The sequence below is a fragment of the Curtobacterium flaccumfaciens genome (genome assembly GCF_013359815.1).
GTDB classification, from domain to species: Bacteria; Actinomycetota; Actinomycetes; order Actinomycetales; family Microbacteriaceae; genus Curtobacterium; species Curtobacterium flaccumfaciens.
In genome coordinates, this window is sequence record NZ_JABMCF010000039.1 from 43,706 (window position 1) to 59,376 (window position 15,671).

At 71.4% G+C, this 15,671-nt stretch carries 17 protein-coding genes; 7 read left to right on the forward strand and 10 right to left on the reverse strand.

The annotated features are described in order from the left end of the window. Positions 1 to 117: 117 nt before the first annotated feature. Entirely contained in the window at positions 118 to 1,161 is a 1,044-nt protein-coding gene (locus tag HP445_RS11715) for an NAD(P)-dependent alcohol dehydrogenase (RefSeq protein WP_111024593.1), read from the reverse strand. Between the two features lie 22 nt (positions 1,162 to 1,183). Beyond that, positions 1,184 to 1,798, reverse strand: a complete 615-nt coding sequence (locus HP445_RS11720) for a DUF805 domain-containing protein (RefSeq protein WP_128780179.1) — start codon at positions 1,796 to 1,798, stop codon at positions 1,184 to 1,186. Between the two features lie 123 nt (positions 1,799 to 1,921). Here HP445_RS11720 and HP445_RS11725 point away from each other — a divergent pair, with 123 nt between their 5' ends. From HP445_RS11725 to HP445_RS11735, 3 genes are all read left to right on the forward strand, one after another. Beyond that, a complete protein-coding gene (locus tag HP445_RS11725; protein WP_027467170.1) occupies positions 1,922 to 2,362 on the forward strand; it encodes an OsmC family peroxiredoxin in 441 nt (146 codons plus the stop codon). Between the two features lie 130 nt (positions 2,363 to 2,492). Continuing rightward, positions 2,493 to 2,747, forward strand: a complete 255-nt coding sequence (locus HP445_RS11730) for a hypothetical protein (protein ID WP_128780180.1) — start codon at positions 2,493 to 2,495, stop codon at positions 2,745 to 2,747. A 58-nt stretch (positions 2,748 to 2,805) separates the two neighbouring features. Further along, complete coding sequence (locus HP445_RS11735; RefSeq protein ID WP_111040059.1) at positions 2,806 to 4,323, forward strand: threonine/serine exporter family protein; 1,518 nt, start codon at positions 2,806 to 2,808, stop codon at positions 4,321 to 4,323. A gap of 100 nt (positions 4,324 to 4,423) precedes the next feature. Here the strand turns inward: HP445_RS11735 and HP445_RS11740 are convergent, their stop codons facing one another. Both HP445_RS11740 and HP445_RS11745 read right to left on the reverse strand, forming a co-directional pair. Further along, entirely contained in the window at positions 4,424 to 4,618 is a 195-nt protein-coding gene (locus tag HP445_RS11740; protein ID WP_027467172.1) for a DUF2795 domain-containing protein, read from the reverse strand. A gap of 91 nt (positions 4,619 to 4,709) precedes the next feature. Further along, entirely contained in the window at positions 4,710 to 5,393 is a 684-nt protein-coding gene (locus HP445_RS11745) for a TetR/AcrR family transcriptional regulator (protein WP_027467173.1), read from the reverse strand. Positions 5,394 to 5,562: 169 nt separating this feature from the next. On the opposite strand from HP445_RS11745, the gene HP445_RS11750 reads away from it, so the two are divergent. Beyond that, complete coding sequence (locus HP445_RS11750) at positions 5,563 to 5,880, forward strand: hypothetical protein (protein WP_027467174.1); 318 nt, start codon at positions 5,563 to 5,565, stop codon at positions 5,878 to 5,880. 98 nt (positions 5,881 to 5,978) lie between these two features. On the opposite strand, the gene HP445_RS11755 is transcribed toward HP445_RS11750, so the two are convergent. After that, complete coding sequence (locus HP445_RS11755) at positions 5,979 to 6,905, reverse strand: SDR family oxidoreductase (RefSeq protein WP_111024587.1); 927 nt, start codon at positions 6,903 to 6,905, stop codon at positions 5,979 to 5,981. A 198-nt stretch (positions 6,906 to 7,103) separates the two neighbouring features. Here HP445_RS11755 and HP445_RS11760 point away from each other — a divergent pair, with 198 nt between their 5' ends. Beyond that, positions 7,104 to 7,850 (forward strand): hypothetical protein, encoded by a 747-nt coding sequence (locus HP445_RS11760; protein ID WP_128780181.1) that lies wholly within the window; start codon positions 7,104 to 7,106, stop codon positions 7,848 to 7,850. A 50-nt stretch (positions 7,851 to 7,900) separates the two neighbouring features. Here HP445_RS11760 and HP445_RS11765 read toward each other — a convergent pair whose 3' ends face one another. The 4 genes from HP445_RS11765 to HP445_RS11780 all read right to left on the reverse strand — a co-directional run bounded on the left by HP445_RS11765 (position 7,901) and on the right by HP445_RS11780 (position 13,148). After that, a complete protein-coding gene (locus HP445_RS11765) occupies positions 7,901 to 8,683 on the reverse strand; it encodes an endonuclease/exonuclease/phosphatase family protein (RefSeq protein WP_128780182.1) in 783 nt (260 codons plus the stop codon). A gap of 38 nt (positions 8,684 to 8,721) precedes the next feature. Then, on the reverse strand, positions 8,722 to 10,224 hold the full coding sequence (locus HP445_RS11770; protein WP_128780183.1) for an LCP family protein: 1,503 nt from the start codon (positions 10,222 to 10,224) through the stop codon (positions 8,722 to 8,724). A gap of 146 nt (positions 10,225 to 10,370) precedes the next feature. After that, positions 10,371 to 11,021 carry a GntR family transcriptional regulator gene (locus tag HP445_RS11775; RefSeq protein WP_128780184.1) on the reverse strand — a complete coding sequence of 217 codons (651 nt, stop codon included), beginning with the start codon at positions 11,019 to 11,021 and terminating at the stop codon, positions 10,371 to 10,373. Between the two features lie 12 nt (positions 11,022 to 11,033). Continuing rightward, positions 11,034 to 13,148 (reverse strand): MMPL family transporter, encoded by a 2,115-nt coding sequence (locus tag HP445_RS11780; RefSeq protein WP_128780185.1) that lies wholly within the window; start codon positions 13,146 to 13,148, stop codon positions 11,034 to 11,036. Between the two features lie 77 nt (positions 13,149 to 13,225). On the opposite strand from HP445_RS11780, the gene HP445_RS11785 reads away from it, so the two are divergent. Both HP445_RS11785 and HP445_RS11790 read left to right on the forward strand, forming a co-directional pair. Further along, positions 13,226 to 13,633, forward strand: coding sequence for a MarR family winged helix-turn-helix transcriptional regulator (locus HP445_RS11785; RefSeq protein ID WP_128780186.1), 408 nt, complete (start codon positions 13,226 to 13,228; stop codon positions 13,631 to 13,633). 74 nt (positions 13,634 to 13,707) lie between these two features. Then, positions 13,708 to 14,748 carry an LCP family protein gene (locus tag HP445_RS11790; RefSeq protein ID WP_128780187.1) on the forward strand — a complete coding sequence of 347 codons (1,041 nt, stop codon included), beginning with the start codon at positions 13,708 to 13,710 and terminating at the stop codon, positions 14,746 to 14,748. A gap of 74 nt (positions 14,749 to 14,822) precedes the next feature. Here HP445_RS11790 and HP445_RS11795 read toward each other — a convergent pair whose 3' ends face one another. Next, complete coding sequence (locus HP445_RS11795) at positions 14,823 to 15,527, reverse strand: LysM peptidoglycan-binding domain-containing protein (RefSeq protein WP_128780188.1); 705 nt, start codon at positions 15,525 to 15,527, stop codon at positions 14,823 to 14,825. Positions 15,528 to 15,671 lie beyond the last annotated feature (144 nt).

The window sequence follows — 15,671 nt, forward strand, 5'->3', positions numbered from 1 at the left end:
CCGTTCCTTCCCAGAACACCCGCACTGGCAAGTGGAATCGGGCGTACCTGGTCAGAACTTCCGACCAGGTACGCCCGATTCCACCAGGTACGCCCGATTCGACCGGGCACGCCCGGTTCAGAGCGTCGGGACGACCACCGCGCGACCCGAGAGCTCCCCGGCCTCGAGCTTCCGGTACGCCTCGAGCGCGTCGGACAGCGCGTACCGCTCGACGTCGGGCACGATCTGGCCGGCGCGGTACATCGCGACGACCTCGTGCAGGTCCTCGATGGTGCCCCAGTAGGTGTTCGTGATCGTCGACTCGTACGGCGTCGCGAAGAAGTTCCACTCGGTGGTGCCGCCGGCGATCCCGACGACGGTGAACCGACCGCCGACCGCCATCGAGGCCTGCGCGACCTTGATCGTGGGGGTGGCACCGACGAAGTCGAAGGCCGCGTCGACGCCGCGTCCGCCGGTGATCTCGCGGATGCGCTCCGCCTGGTCCGGGCCGCCGGGGACGGTGATCGCGCCCCGGGCGGCGGCGCGGTCCATCGCGTCCTGCTTCATGTCGGTCGCGATGACCGTGGCACCGGTGAGCGCCGTGAGGATCTGCACGGCGATCTGCCCGAGGCCACCGAGCCCGACGACGAGCGCGAAGCGACCGCCGCCAGCCAGGTTCGGCAGGGAGTTCTTGATCGCGTGGTACGGCGTGAGCGCGGCGTCGCTCAGCGGTGCGGCGGCGACCGGGTCGGCGTCGCCGAGCGGCACGAGGTTCCGCGCCGGGACGCTCACGTACTCCGCCATGCCGCCGTCGCGCCCGAGGCCGATCCCCATGTAGGGGTTCGTCGCGGCGTTCTCGCAGTAGGTGTCCTGCCCCTTCGAGCAGTACGAGCAGTGCCCGCAGCCGACCGGCCCGTAGACCAGGTAGGCGTCGCCCTCGGCGAAGCCGGTGACCCCGTCCCCGACGGCCTCGACCCAACCGGAGTTCTCGTGGCCGAGCACGAACGCGGGCGCCTGGGCTCCCGGCTGCCCCTGCTGGAACTCCCGGTACACGGCGACGTCCGAGTGGCAGGCACCGGCGCCGGCGACCTTGAGCAGGACCTCACCCGGCCCGGGTGCGGGCTTCGGGACCTCGGTCAGGGACGGGAAGGTCTGGTACTGCTCGAACACGACGGCGCGCATGGGGTTCTCCTTTGATCACCCTTCACGCTACACCTGTCGTCGAGGACGACATGTGTCGTCCAGTTGCCTCGGGGCCACGCCCTCCCGCGAACAGTCCGCGGTCGAACCGTGCCCCACCGGGACGCGACGACCGCGCCACCATGACACCCAGCACGACCGCACCGAGCGGTCCGGTGAACACGAGGAGCAGGATCCACAGCCCGCTGTGGTCCCGGTCGTGCAGTCGCCGCACGAGCAGCGACCACCGGGGCACGATGGTCAGGATCGTCGGGACGAGGATCGCCAGGTCCCACGCGTCCGGCCAGACGTCCCGCCCACCGCTGCCCCAGCCGAACCACGCCCCCTGCCCGCGGTCGATCAGGTGGAACGAGACCCGCGGCGAGGGGACGACCCCGAACGGGTCGACGTACATCTCCCACCGCCCTGCGGTCCCGTGCACGCCGACGACCCAGAGCGCGACCCCGACCAGCGCGAGCTCGAGCGCGATCACCCACCAGAACTCCGAGCGACTCGCCCGCCCGTGGAACCGCCACCCCTGCGTCCAGAACCGGAGCCAGGCGACCACCGGGTTCGTCACGTCGGCCGGCCCCTGCTCGAGTACGGACTCGCGGAAGCCTGTCTTGTCGCTGTCCCCCATGTGCGAGATCGTAGGGCAGACCTGCGTCTTCGCCGTGAGCCCGTTGCGAGAACGCTCGTTCTCCGATTGACTCAGGAGCGGTGGTCCCGTTCGGGGCCGCTCCCCCACACGAAAGGAGCGGGCATGCCCACTCGCACCGCACGCACTGCCTGGAACGGCGGCCTCGAGGACGGTTCCGGCCAGGTCGAACTCTCGAGCTCGAAGGTCGGCACGTACGACGTCTCGTTCCCGAAGCGCACCGCCGAGGACGCCGGGGGCACCACGAGCCCCGAGGAGCTCATCGCCGCCGCACACTCGGCCTGCTACGCCATGCAGTTCTCCGCGGTCCTCGGCGAGGCCGGCGGCACGGTCGAGGCCCTCGACGTCAAGGCCGACGTCTCGCTCGGCCCGGACCCGGCCGGCGGCTTCCGCCTCACCGGCATCGTCCTGACCGTCAGCGGCGAGGTCTCCGGCATCGACGAGGCGGCCTTCCTCAAGGCCGCCGAGGACGCCAAGGCGACCTGCCCCGTCAGCAAGGCGCTGACCGGCGTCGAGATCACGCTGCACGCGACCTTCGAGCAGTAGCGAACGCAGCGCAGTAGCGAACGCAGCGCAGTAGGCGCGCGAAGCAGGAACCGTCACCACGCGACGGACGGGAGGCCCGGTGCCAGCTGGCACCGGGCCTCCCGTCCGTCGTCCACCTACGCTGGGTGCCGTGCCCCGTTTCTTCGCCACCCCGACCCTCGTCGCCCTCTGGCTCGGCCTGCTGGCCGTCGTCGTCGGGATCGTGTTGGTGCTGACGGCTCCGACGTTCACGTTCGGCTTCGCCGCCTTCGCGCCGGAGGCCGACTACGCCTTCGTCGCGGGGAGCCGCCCCTGGCAAGTGACGGTCGGACCGGTCCTCGTGCTGGTGGGCGCGGTCGTCGCGGCCTTCGCCCTCGGTCGTCTGAGCACGCGCCGCCGGGGCTGATCCGAAGGCGTCCAGCGGACGTCCGGACTCGGCCGCCGTCGACTGGCACCATGGCGTGATGGCCGAGCAGCACCCCCCGGGCCCGCACAAGCCGGGCCGCCCACCCCGGCCACGACGCCGCAGCCTCGCGCAGCACGACCTGCGCGACGCACGAGCCCGCCTGCGCGGGACGATCTACGAGCACGTCGAGCCCGACGCCAAGGGGCGCGACCAGTACACGGCGACCCAGATCGTCGACTTCTGCCTCGACCTGGCCGAGGTCATGCTCGCCTCGGGTGCCGACACCCGCAGCGTCGAGACGGCCGTCGTCGCGGTCTCGACGAAGTGGAACCTCGCGCCGCTCGACCTCGACTTCTCCGGCAGCTCGGTGACCATCCAGTACGCCCCGGCCGACGTCCCGCCGCTCGTCAAGGTCCGCACCGTGCGGTCGGACGGCTCCGACCTCGACAAGCTCGCGCGTGCGAACCAGATCGTCGACGACCTGATCCACGACGACCGCGACATGACCTCGGCGGTGAGCGCCCTGGTCGCCGTGCTGCGACTCCCGCCGCGATGGCCGATGTGGCTGTCCGACGTCGGCCTGTCGATCCTCGGCATCTCGATCGCCGTGCAGGCCGGAGGCGGGTGGCGGGCCGGACTCGGGGCGTTCGTGCTGATGCTCGGGATCATCGTCTCCGGGCGCTGGCTGACCGACCGGGGGTACCCGCAGTTCTTCGTGTCCGGGGCGCAGGGCGCGGTGGCGTCGGCGATCGGCACGCTGGCCATCTGGGCCGGGGTGCTGAACGCGAACGGTGCGGCGACGATGGTGGCGGCACTCGTGGTGCTCCTGCTGCCGCACCCGTCCCTGGTGACCTGGGCGCAGGACGCCATCTCGGGGTTCCGGGCGATGGCCGTGGCCCGGGCGTTCTACATCGGGCTGGTCATCGCGGCGATCGTGGTCGGGGTGCCGGCCGGGATCGCGATGACGCACTGGCTGCGGATCGAGGTCGACCCGTCCGGCATCGTGACGCAGACCCTGCCGCTCTGGGCGTCACTGTCGCTGACCGTGGTGTCGGCGGGCGCGAACTGCTTCGTGCAGCAGGCGAGCGCCCGCGTGATCCCCGTCGCCGTGGTGTTCTCGGTCGCCGCCGGTGCCGCGCTGTGGGCACTGCGGCAGGCCGGGCTGCCGCTCCTCGGGGCGACGTTCCTGGCGGCGGTGCTGCTCGGGGTGCTCTCGACCTACGCGGCCGTCCGGATGCGCACGGCCGTGGCGGCGATCGCGGTGCCGGCGTTCTGCGGGGCGCTGCTGCCCGGTGTCGCCGTGTCGAACGCCCTGCTGAACTTCATGTCCGGCTCCTCGAGCGCCGCACTCGACTTCGTGGCGGCGGTGTCCGTGGCACTCGGGATCGGCGCGGGCCTGGTGCTCGGCGGGCTCTTCGCGACGCCCGGTGCCCGTCGAGCGCTGCGCCGGACGCGTCGGGTCGTCGTGCACTCGGTCCACAACGACACCACGGCGCTGCGCGTCATCCGTGACACCGGGTACGACCCCGGCGACGGTTCGGTGCCCCGCGGGTCGCGCTCGAACGGCGCTTCGTGAGCTGCGCGGGCGGCGCTTCGTAAGGCGCTTCGTGAGCAGAAGAGGTCGAGTGCGACGCACGCACCCGACCTCTTCTGCTCACCAAGTGGGCGTACCGCGCTCAGCCGGCGTCGGACACCGCGCTCGACACCGCGGTCGGGGCGTCGTACTCGCCGTCCGGGATCGCGCGGAGCGCCTCGAGGACGTCGTCCGGGGCGCCCTCCTGCTCGGCCGTCGAGACCACGTCGTCCTTGGACGCCGGGTAGTCGATGCCGCTCAGGTACTTCTGGACCTGGATGGGGTTCGGTGCTGCCATGTCGGTTCCTTCCGTCAGGTTGCGACTCCCGGAGTACCCGCGGGGCGCTGCACGACGGCGCGGGGAACGCGCTCGGCGGACGAACCGCCGGTCAGATCTCCCAGCTGCCCGAGTCGTCGTCGTCCCACATCGCCAGACGGCGGGCGGCCTGCGGCTCGTACCGCTCCATCCAGCCGCGCTCGAGCCGGGCGACCGCGCGGTCGAACGCCGCCACCAGGTCGAGCTCGGCGCGCAGCAGGGCCTGCAGCTGCAGCCCCTCGTACAGGGCGATGAGCTGCTCGGCACCGCGGCGGGGGTCCATCGTGTGCGGGGCACGGCCGATCGCGACGTCGTGCTCCAGGCCGCGCTTGATCTGCGCGAAGAAGAGCTGGTACCGCGACCGCAGGTAGGTCGCCATCGGGTGCGCCGGGTTGCCCGCGACGGACAGCAGGGCGACGAGCAGGCGCATCAGGGCCGGGTCCTCGGCGTTCGAGGCGACGATGGCGCGGAGCAGGTCCACGGTCGAGCCGTCACCGACCTCGTGCGTGACCTCGTCCATCCGGGCACCGTTCCAGCGGTCCAGTGCGGCGAGGACCAGGCCGTCCCACGACGGGAAGTGCTGCTCCAGCTCGGCGACGCTGATGCCCATCCGCTCGGCGACCTGCACGGGCCGGGCTTCGTGGAAGGGGACGTCCCGGAGCAGGTCGACGGTGGCACCCACGATCGTGATCCGCAGGTGCAGCGTGGCCGCCGCGGCCGCAGCGGCCTGCGTGTCGGCGCTGGTGTGTTCGAGCATCGTGCCCTCCGTCGTCCCCGGACGTCCTGTCCGTGTCACCCCGGGTCCGGGGTACCTCCATCCAAACGCAGAACGGGGGACACCAGAATCCCCGGTACGGGTGTCGGCACAAGGGGGGACAGACCCCGACGTCGAGCCGGTTCGCGGCCGTCCGTGCGACCATGCGGGCATGACCCCGAACGACCCCACAGCGCAGGGACTCGCGACCATGGCTTCGACCGGCTTCGAGTTCGGCGGCGACCCCGACCAGGTGGCGCACGACGTCCGGGCCATGTGGGAACAGCTCGGACGCCCTGCCGGTGCGTTCGAGGCGGCGGCCCGGGCCATCGCCGTGCTGCCCCAGCGCCCCGAGGTGCCGATCGCCGACCAGGCCCGCCGTCGCGCGTTCGAGCAGGCGATCGGCATCAACCCCGTCGAGGTCGAGCTGGCCGCCGCGATGTCGGCGCGCGAGCTCCTCGAGCGGATGGCGCGCTCCGTCAGCTGCTGACGCGACCAGGCGCCCTGGACCCGACCACACGGACGACGGGAGGCCCGGTACCCACCGGCACCGCGCCTCCCGTCAGAGCCCCGTCAGGAGCAGGCGCCCTACGGCGTCGGCATCCCACCGTCGACGTGCAGCGTCTCGCCCACGACGTACGACGACTCACCGCTCGCCAGGAACACGTAGGCCGGTGCGAGCTCGGCCGGCTGGCCCCAGCGGCCCAGGTAGGTCTGCTCGCCCGCGCTCGGCAGCGCCTCCGGCGGCTGACCGCCGGCCGGCTGCAGCGGCGTCCAGATCGGGCCAGGAGCGACCGCGTTGACGCGGATCCCCTTCGGCGCGAGCTGCGCGGCCAGGCCCTTCGCCATGTTGTTCACGGTCGCCTTCGTGGCCGCGTAGTGCACCAGGTGCGGCGACGGGGCGTACGCCTGGATCGACGTCGTGTTGATGATCGTGGAGCCGGGCTGCAGGTGCGGCACGGCGGCCTTCGTGATCCGGAACGTCGCGTACGCGTTGGTCTTGAAGGTTTCGTCGAACTCCTCGTCGGAGATCTTGGTGATGTCGTCGACGTTCTGCTGCTTGCCGGCGTTGTTCACCAGGATGTCGAGGCCACCGAGCTGCTCGACCGCGTCGGCGACGAGCTGCTCGCAGACCTGGAGCGAGGTGATGTCGCCCGGCAGTGCGACGGCCTTGCGTCCGGCGGCCTCGATGAGCCCGACGATGCGGTCGGCGTCCTCCTGCTCCTCGGGCAGGTACGAGATCGCGACGTCCGCACCCTCGCGGGCGTAGGCGATGGCCACGGCGGCGCCGATGCCGGAGTCGCCACCGGTGACGAGTGCCTTGCGGCCGGTCAGACGACCCGAACCGCGGTAGGTGTCCTCACCGTGGTCGGCGGGGACGTTCTGCGCCATCTCCGCGTCGGTGCCGGCACCCTCGAGGTACTGCTCGTCGGGCTTCTTGTCGGCGTACATCTTCGTGGGGTCCTGCATCACGTACTGGTCAGGCCCGGTCTGGTCGTTCTGCTGGTCCGTCATGCCGCCGACGGTACGCAGGGGGTCGCTGCGGGCCGTCCAGGAGGCTGTCCCCCGTTGCGCGGAGCGGCCTGCGCCCGTCGACCGCACCGCTCCAGGGCCGCAGGTGCGTGATCCTCGTTTGTCACGGTCCGGTGACGGGCAGGCTCCGATTCGGTAACACCTGTCGTTCTGTTCCGATCGAGGCCCTACCGTCGAACGGTGACTCCTCGGACCCTGCTGGCGCTCGGCGCCGCCGTGCTGGCCTTCTCGGCCGGTGCGCTCGCGTTCGACGGCACCGCCGGGCTCGGGGCAGACGTGGCCGTGGCCGCCGAGACCTCGCACGACGCCGCTCCGGTGCACGTGACGAAGGCGGAACTCCGACGGGTGGACTCGATCGAGCTCGACGCCGAGGCCCTGGTGCTCCGGGACGGCGACGACACCGTGGTCAAGTCCTCGATGCGCGACTCCGGTCTGACCGTGAGCGTCCTGAACCGTCTGCTCGGCACACCGTCCCGCACGCAGACGGCCGAGGGCGACGGCGGGGCGTGCTTCCCCGCAGGCACCACCTACACCTGGAGCGGTGCCATCCGCGTCGCAGCCCTGACGACCGACGCGGCGGCCGGCAACGCCGTCGAGATCCGGGTGCTGCGCGACTCGGTCCGCAGCGTGCTCGGCCGGCAGATCGAGCTGACCGGCCCGGGCGGTGTCCGGGTGGGCGACGACATCGCGGACGAGATCGCCGATGCTCCCCGCTCGGAGCGGGTGTCCTACGGCTCGGACGACTCACGTGCCTGGCAGCTCCTGCTCCGCGAGGGCTGGGCCGACCGGCACGACGATGACGACGACGACGAGTCGAGCGAGCACTCCGACGACGCCGGCACCAACGGGGTCTCCGCCCTGACGAACGAGACGACCGTCACGGTGCTCGGTTCGCCGATGCCCGTCCACGCGCAGCGCAGCTGCTGACAGCGAGCAGAGCGCGCAGCTGCTGACAGCTCCCTGGCCTGTCCGGGACGTCAGACCCGCAGTGTCGCGATCACCGGGAAGTGGTCGCTGGCGAACCAGGTCTCGGGGCCGTCGTGGTCGATCACGATGCGGTCCACGGCGCTCACGTCGCGGGTGAGCACCCAGTCGATCCGCTCGCCCGAGTCGACCGGCGGCTGCCAGTCGTTGAACGTGGCGGTGCGGTCGGCGGGGTCTCCCGCGGCGAGCCAGGCGTCGGCGAACCCGGCCTCGGCGAACACCCGCGAGGCCGTCCCGCTGCCCGCGGGTTCGTTGCAGTCCCCCGCGAACACGACCGGGCCGGTGGTGCCCGCCAGTCGTTCGGCGATGAGCGCGGCACTCCGGCCGCGGACCTCGTCGCCGTGCGCACCGGGCTCGTGGTCCAGGTGCGTGGTGAGCAGCGTGAACGCGGGCCCCTCGGCGTCGAGGAACCGGGCGTGGTTCGCGATCCGCGGGTACAGGCTGCCCCAGGTGTTCGAGACGGGCTCGTCCGGGGTGTCCGACAGCCAGAACGACCCCTCGTCGGACGGCCGGAACCGGTGCCGGCGGTAGAAGACGGCCGCGTGTTCGCCGGCGTCACCGCCCTCGCGCCCCTGTCCGACGTCGGCGTGGTCCGGCAGGCCGGCACGCAGGTCGTCCATCTGGTGCGCGAAGGCCTCCTGCACGCACAGCAGGTCGGGGTCGTGCCGGCGGATCAGGTCGAGCACGACCGGCAGGCGGGCCGGCCAGTCGTGCGCGGGGTCCGGGTTCTTGATGTTGTAGGTCATCAGGACGATCGGGCGTGCGGCGCTGGTCACACCGTGAACCTACCGATCGGTTGCCCGGCGGGTTCCCATCAGTTGATGCAGGTGCCCTCGGTGCCGTAGTTGTGCACGTCGGTCGACTTGGGCGTCGGCTCCTTCGCGGGCTTCTTCGTCGGCTTCGAGCCGGTGCTCGAACCGCCGGTCGACGGCGTCGAGGCCCCGGCGCTCGGCTCGGTCGCGACCGGCTTCGCGGTCTTGCCGTCGGTGCCGAGCACGAGCGTGACACCGGTGACCGCACTGGTGCGGACGGCGACGGCACCGGGCACCACGGATGCGATGGCCTTCGCCTGCGACTCCTGACCGGCGGGGTACTGCACCTGGGTGGTCTTCGTCGTCGCGGACGAGCCGGCCGGGGCGACCTGGAAGCCGCGGGCGGTCAGGACCTGCCCCGCAGCCGTCGCGGCACCCTCGACCCCGCTGCCGTTCAGCACGGTGACCGAGGTGTTCGCCGGCTGTGCGCGGCCGGCCTTCGTGTACGCCTCGGGTTCGCCGACCAGGCCCTGCACGAACGCGGGCAGGCCGACGGTGTCGACCTCGACGATCGACAGGGCGGACCCGTTCACGTAGATCGTCGGCGTGCCGAGCGTCGGGATCGTGGCGGACTGGATGTTGCCGGGCCGCAGGTTGCGCATCTGTGACGCCAGGTCGATGAGGTCGGTGTCTGTCTGGATCGATCCGCCGACGGCCTTGAGGATGTTGCCCATCTTCACCGGGTTGAGCAGCGTCCCCGCCGACGTGACCTTCCGGGCCTCCTGCGACAGGAAGTACTGCTGGCGGACGTTACGGTCGAGGTCGCCGTTGGGCAGGCCGTGGCGCTGTCGCACGAAGGACAGCGCCTCCTTCGCGTTGAGCGAGGACTTGCCTGCCGGCAGGTCGACGCCGGAGTACGGGTCGCTGGTGGCCTGGTTGAGGCAGACGTCGACCGGGCCGAGTTCCTTGACGACCTGGTAGAAGCCGAGCAGCGAGACGCGGACGTAGTGGTCGATCTGCAGACCGCTCAGGTTCTCGATCGTCTTGATGAGCATCTTCGCACCGCCGGTGTCGCCACCGCCGTTGAGCGTGCCGTAGTAGAAGGCGCTGTTGAGCTTGCCCTTGCCGACGTCCGGGATGTCGACGTACGAGTCGCGGGGGAACGAGATCATCGTCGCCTGGCTGCCGTCGGCGTTGATGTGCAGGACGATCATCGTGTCGGTGTTCGTCGCACCGCCGTCCGACGTCGTGCTGAGTTCCGCCATCTGCTCGGGGGTGGCGTTCTCCGGCCGGTGGTCGTCCCCGACGAGCAGGATGTTCTGCGCCTTGCCGTCGACGTCGTCCTTCGTGTCCTTCTTGCCGGTGATCGCGTTGACGATCGTGACGCCGTCGGACAGCTGGTTGTACGCGTACCCCGCGTACCCGACGCCCAGCAGGAGGGCCATCGTGAGCACCCCCGCGACGGCCGGGAACACGACGCCTGCGCGTCGCTTCTGGCGCCCGTGGCGCGGCGTCGCAGCACCGCGGTGTGCGGGCTCGGTCGTCTGCTCGGGTTCGTTGCTCACCGGGAAACCATAACCGCCGCGCGGGGAACGGACATGGGATGCGCCTGGAAGGTCACCCCGTACTCGCCGTCACCCCGTGACGGACTGGAGGCCCGTGGCGGCGTCGCCACGGGCCTCCAGTCCGTCTCCTGGTCGCGCTCGGCGCGCTAGTCGCGCGACGGGAGCAGGTGGATCGCCTCCATGGCGAGTTCGGCAGCGATGGGGTCCTTCGCGACGACGGCGTCCTTGAGCTTCGTCAGCTCGGGCAGGATCACGTCGGCCGGCAGGAGCTCGGCGAGCTCCGGCACGCGGAGCTTGAAGGACAGCCCGTCCGTCGTCGAGTTGCAGAGCTGCACGAGCGACGGGTTGCCGCACGCATCCGCCCACATGGCGTAGATGCCGGCTCCGTCGCGCGCCACCTGGTCCTGCTCGTCGGCGCTCACCCGCGCGTGCACGTCGTCGAGCATCTTCACGATCTTCTTGCGGTGCGCGTCCGTGAACCGGGGCACCGCGAGCCGCACGACGCCGCCGTAGATCACGCCGAGGGTGCGGTACGCGTCGAGGAGTTCCCCCTTCGTCGGGGCCGCAACCCGGGTGTAGCGGTTCGGCGCCATCTCGATGAGGCCAGCCCGGGCGAGCTCGGCGAGGGCTTCGCGGATCGGCGTCCGGGACACACCGAGCCAGGCGATCAGGTCGTCGTCGTTGAGCCGTTCCCCGGGCTCGAGCGTGCCGTCCATGATGGCGTCGCGGATCTTGTCCTGCACCGTGTCACGGAGGAGCTTGCGCTCGGCAGCGGGCTGCGTCGAGGGAACTGGCATGGACCCAGCGTGTCACATGTCAGGGTTCGTGCGCGAGAGGCGCGACGGCCACCAGGCGCGGTGCCCGAGGTCGTAGGCCAGCGCCGGGACGAGCAGCGAGCGGACCACGATCGTGTCGAGCAGGACGCCGAACGCGACGACGAACGCGATCTGCACGAGGAACAGGATCGGGATCACGCCGAGGGCGGCGAACGTGGCGGCGAGCACGACGCCCGCCGAGGTGATCACTCCGCCGGTCACGCCGAGTCCGCGCAGGACGCCCTCGCGTGGACCGTGCCGCAGCGCCTCCTCGCGCACTCGTGTCATGAGGAAGATGTTGTAGTCGACGCCGAGTGCCACCAGGAACACGAACGAGTACAGCGGCACGCTCGGGTCCGCGCCCGGGAAGTGGAACACGTGGTCGAAGACGAGCGCTCCGACACCGAGGGCCGCCGCGAAGGACACGATCACGCTGCCGATCAGCACGAGCGGCGCGACGATGCTGCGGAGCAGGAGCATCAGGATCAGCAGGATCACGACGAGCACCACGGGGATGATCAGGGTGCGGTCACGGATGCCGGTGTCGTTCGTGTCGACCGCCGTCGCGGTAACGCCACCGACGATCGCTCCCGGGTCGACCCGTTCGACGGCGGTGCGGAGGTCGCGGACGGTCTGCTCGGCGGCGTCCGAGTCGGCGGCGTCGGACAGCGTCGCCTCGAGCAGGACGTCACCGCGGGAGACGGTCGGCGTGCTGCTGCCGGCGGCGGACCCGGTCACCGGGACGGTCCCGGCGGGGCTGTCCTTCGCTGCGGCGACGACACCGTCGACCCCGTCCACCGCGGTGATCGCGTCGACGAGCTGGTCGAGGTCGCGCTCCGCGCCGATGACCTGCGCGGGGCTGCCCGAGCCGCCCGGGAAGTGGTCGGCCAGCACGTCCTGGCCGTCACGGGCCTGCGACGACCCGATGATCAGGTCGCTCTGCGGCACCCCGTCCGCCTTGAGTCCGAACAGGCCGGCACCCATCGCGAGCAGGCCGACCGTGCAGACGATCCACACCACCCGCGACCGCCGGGCGACGAGCCGGCCGACGCGCGCCCAGATGCCGCGGGCGTCCGGACCGGTGAGCACGGGGTGGGCGCTGCCGAACGCGGGACGCAGCGGCCAGAACGCCGCGCGGCGGAACGCGAGCAGCAGCGCGGGCAGCAGCGTCAGGGCGGCGAGCAGGCTGAACGCGATGCCGATGGCCGCGACGGGGCCGAGCGCCTTGTTCGAGTTGAGGTCGGAGAGCAGCAGGCAGAGCACTCCGACGATCACCGTGCCACCCGAAGCCAGGATCGGCTCGAGGCTCCCCCGCAGGGCGGCCTTCGTCGCGTCCCAGCCGGTGCGGTGGTCGCGCAGCGCCTCCCGGAAGCGCGAGGTGTACAGGAGCGCGTAGTCCGTCGCCGCGCCGATCACCAGGATCGACAGGATGCCCTGGACCTGCCCGTTGACCGTCACGATGTCGGCCTTGGCGAGCCACCAGACCACGAGGATCGAGGCGCACAGGGCGAACGTGGCGGTCCCGAGCACGAGGACGGGCAGCAGGGGTGATCGGTAGACGATGATCAGGATCACGAACACCGCGGCGAGCGCCACCCCGAGCAGCAGCCCGTCGATGCCGGCGAAGGCCTCGGTCAGGTCCGCGGTGAACCCGGCGGGGCCGGTGACGTAGCCGCTCACCCCGGACGGCAGTGCGTCGTCGACGTCGGCCCGGATGGCCTCGACCGCATCTCCGGTCTCGGCGTCCTGCGTGAGTGTGGCGACGATCTCGACCGCGTCGCCGTCCTCGCTCGGGATCACGGGGCTGACGGCATCGACGTCGGCGCGGTCGGACAGCGTCGTGGTGAGCGCCTTCGCGTCGGCGAGGTCGGTCGACGTCAGTCCGCCGTCGCGCTCGAGGACGATGATCGCGGGCGCTCCGGACTCGTCGCGGAACTCGGAGGACCGCTCCTGCACCTTCGTGGCGTCGGCCGAGGCGGGCAGGAACGAGGTCTGGTCGTTGGTGGAGACCTCGGAGATCTTGCCGAAGAAGGGACCGCCGACCGAGGCGATGCCGAGCCAGACCACGATGACGAGCGCGGGGAGGACGATGCGGAGGAAGCGGGACACGTCGGTGAGCGTACACCGATCGTCAGCATGCTGATTACTTGACGGTCGAGCGCTCCTGACGACCATAGAATCACGGCATGCAGGACACGAGCGAGCAGTGGCCCCTCGGGCGCCTGCTGTCCGCGGCTGCACGGTCCGTCGAGCGGGACTGGGACGAACGACTCCGTGCCATCGGGCTCTCGCACGCCGCGGTCGTCGCGATCGACATCCTCATCCGGACCGGCCCGACCGGCGCGGACACCATCGCCCGCACCGCACGGGTCCAGCCGCAGACGATGTCCCGCACGCTCGAGCGGATGGAGCGGGACGGCCTGGTCGAGCGCACCCCGCACCCTGCCGATCGTCGGCGCCGCGTGGTGAGCGTGACGCCTGCCGGCCGATCCGCCTGGGAGACCGCGCGGCACATCGAGCGCGAGGTCCTGCCGGAGGACCCCGCACTCCGGACGGCACTGGGAGAGCTGCTCACCAAGCCGCAGCCCGAGTGAAACACTGTTCCTGAAATACCACATGCGATAAGATCCCGTGGTCGGTCCGTGCCGACCTGACCACAGGAGCCCGCATGTCCGAACGCCGAGCCGCCCGCGCGGCCGTTGCACACGCCCACCACGCCGCCAGCAGCAGACGGCGGCGTCGGCCGTTCCTCGTCGCGCTGATCACGACGCTCGGCTCGCTCATCGGTGTCGCCCTGGTCGTCGCCGTCGTCGCGAGTGCGTTCGTCGGCGGTCTCGCTCGGAGCTTCGACGCCGGGCGCGAGACCATCACGAACCCGTTCCCGAGCGGCACCCGACCGACGCCGACGTCAGGTGAGAACGTCCTGCTCATCGGTTCCGACTCCCGGGCGCAGGGCAACCCCGATGATGGCCCTTCGTCGTCCGGCGGGCGTTCGGACACCCTGATGCTGGCGCACGTGCCCGCCGATCGTCAGCACGTCTACCTGATGTCGATCATGCGGGACTCCTGGGTCGAGGTCCCCGGGCACGGGCGCGCCAAGATGAACGCCGCGTACGCCTGGGGCGGGGTACCCCTGACCGTGCGGACCGTCGAGCAGCTCCTGGACGTCCGGGTCGACCACGTCGCCGAGATCGACTTCACCGGGTTCGAGGACATGACCGATGCCCTCGGCGGCGTGACCGTGTCCTCCCCGCAGGCCTTCTCGACCACCCACCACGACTTCGTGGCGGGGACGAACCGCCTCGACGGCGCCGACGCACTCGCCTTCGTGCGGGAGCGACACGCCTTCGCCGACGCCGACCACACCCGGGTCCGCAACCAGCAGGCGTTCATGCGCGGCGTCGTGAACGGGCTGCTGTCCCGCGGCACGGTCACCAACCCCGGGCGCATCCAGGACTTCGTCGCCGCGACCAGTGCGCACCTGTCGGTCGACGCGGGCTTCACGTTCGCTCGGATGGCGGAACTCGGGTGGTCGCTCCGCGCGGTCCGAGCCGACGACCTCGTGACCTTCACGGTGCCGACGGCGGGCTCCGGGACGTCACCGGACGGACAGTCGATCGTGACGCTGAACCAGCTCGCGGTCGGGTCCCTGTCCCAGGCGCTCCGCTCCGACGACGTCGGCGGCTGGCTCGCGGACAACCCGCAGTAGCCCGGCACCGCACGCACGACGACGCCCCACGACTCGAGGTCGCGGGGCGTCGTCGTGTTCGGTCTGCGGAGAGATCAGGCTGGGAGCTGGAGCTCCTGGCCGGCGTAGATCAGGTTCGCGTCGTCGATGGTCGACGTGTTCGCGGCCCAGAGCTGCTTCCAGCCGCCGTCGATCCCGAGCTTCGTCGCGATCGTATCGAGCGTGTCACCCGAGGCGATCGTGTACGTCTTGCCGCTCGTCTTGACCGGGGCCGGCTTGCTCGGCGTGGTCGCTGCCGGGGCCGGCGTCGACTCGGTGGTGCTCGGCGCGGCCGGCTGCGGGGCAGCCTGCTCGGCAGGAGCCGGTGCCGGAGCAGCGGGCTGCGGGGCGGCCTGCTGTGCGGGCGCCGGAGCCGGTGCGGGGGCCGGAGCCGCCGCGGCGGGCGCTGCACCGCTGGTGCCGCTCAGCCCGAGCTGGGCGGAGCAGGCAGGCCAGGCACCCCAGCCCTGCGAGGCGAGGACACGCTCGGCGACGGCGATCTGGGCCTCGCGGGTGGCGGAGGCGGGGTTGCCCGCGCCACCGTTGGCCTGCCAGGTACCGAGGTTGAACTGCAGGCCGCCGTAGTAGCCGTTGCCGGTGTTGATGGCCCAGTTGCCGCCGGACTCGCACTGCGCGAGCTGGTCCCAGGTCGAACCGGACGCTGCGTTCGCGGGGGCTGCCGCGAGGCCGACACCGGTCGCGGCGATGCCGGCGAACGCCAGGCCACCGACGATGGTGCGGGTACGGGAAAGCTTCTTCATGTGATTGCTCCACCGGGGTCACGAGCCGCATCTGTTGCGGAATCCACTGCCCACCCCGACCGATCGCGGTCAGTTGTGGGGGTGCGCCACCGGGGGCAGTGGTCATCGGGCCGGCGGCACCTCGGTCGGCAACCATAGGAAACT